2 protein-coding genes are annotated in these 1,226 nt (G+C 69.0%); both read left to right on the forward strand.

All coding sequences use genetic code 11. From position 1 onward, the window contains the following. Nucleotides 1-101 precede the first annotated feature (101 nt). On the forward strand, nt 102-794 hold the full coding sequence (locus N799_RS14000; protein WP_036213948.1) for a hypothetical protein: 693 nt from the start codon (nt 102-104) through the stop codon (nt 792-794). Between the two features lie 96 nt (nt 795-890). Next, nucleotides 891-1,226: nuclear transport factor 2 family protein (locus N799_RS14005; protein ID WP_052101588.1), on the forward strand; the 336-nt coding region annotated here is incomplete at its 3' end.

Consider the following 1,226-nt stretch of genomic DNA (forward strand, 5'->3'; position numbering starts at 1 on the left):
AGCAACAGTCTTCGCAATAGTCCGGCTCAGGCGGCTAACAGTTCTCCTGCCTCGCCCTTTGCACTCCGCCCGCCCGGCGCACCGTCACACTCAGGAGTCGTATGAAACCGTCACCGGAGCAATCCCCCGCCGCCGCCGATCACGCCCGCATCGTCCGTGATATCCGCTGGCTGAAGGCCTATGCCGCCGTCGCCACGCTGGGGCTCGCGGTCATCGGGCTGACCGCCGCCAAGTCGCCGGTTTCCGATGCGGAAATCACCGTGGAGCGCATCAACGTCGTCGACCCCGATGGCACGGTCCGGCTGGTCATCGCCAACGCCGAGCGCTTCCCGCTTCCAAAGCTGGGCGGGAAGGAATACCCCCGCGCGGTGCAGCCGGCCGGGCTGGTGTTCTACGACGCCAGCGGCAGCGAGGTCGGCGGCATCGCGATCACCGACGCCGACATGGGCAAGGTCTCGGCGCTGGCGTTCGACTACCCCAACTACGACGCGATGGGGATGATCACCCACGTCAGCGCCGACGGCAGCAGTGCGCTGGCCGGGCTGCACATCAACTCGCGCCCACCGGCCGGGCTGGATGTCATCGAGGCCAGCAAGGTGGTCGAGCGCCGCATCGCGATACAGAACCGGAACGAGAACGCCGAGATCCTGTTGAGCGACCCGCAGGGCCGCGACCGGATCCGCCTGCGGGTGGGCGATGACGGCCAGGCCCGCATCGAGATCCTGGACGAGGCCGGCCGGGTCACGTTCAGTGCGCCGGGCGAGGTGGACGCCGGCACCCGCAAGGAGGGGTAGCCGCGCGCGGTCGAAGCCCGAGGCCTGCTGCGCCCACACAACGGGCAAACCCGCGGCGTGCGACAGTCGTGCCACCCCCGAACCACGAGGTGCGGCATGACCGGGCAAGCCGAGATCATGGAGCTGGAGCGCCGTTTCTGGCAGGCGATGGTGGACATGGACGTGGACGCGGCCATCGCGCTGCTGGACGAGCCGGCGGTGACCGCCAACGCGCACGGCATCCACCACTTCACCCCGGCGGAGTACAAGGCGATGGCGCTGTCGGAGGACGCGCGGGTCACCGACTTCGAGTTCTTCGACGAGCAGGTGCTGTTCCCGACGCCGGACGTGGCGATCGCGTCGTACCGCGCGCGGCAGGCGTTCACCGCCGGCGGCGAGCATGTCGAGATGCTGGTGTACGACCGACGTCCCCCCGCTTTCAGTAGCGGATCG

It is taken from the genome of Lysobacter arseniciresistens ZS79 (assembly GCF_000768335.1).
GTDB classification, from domain to species: domain Bacteria; phylum Pseudomonadota; class Gammaproteobacteria; order Xanthomonadales; family Xanthomonadaceae; genus Novilysobacter; species Novilysobacter arseniciresistens.

Coding starts and splice junctions, on each gene's coding strand:
- N799_RS14000 (WP_036213948.1), top strand. CDS start 102: ATGAAACCGTCACCGGAGCAATCCCCCGCCGCCGCCGATCACGCCCGC.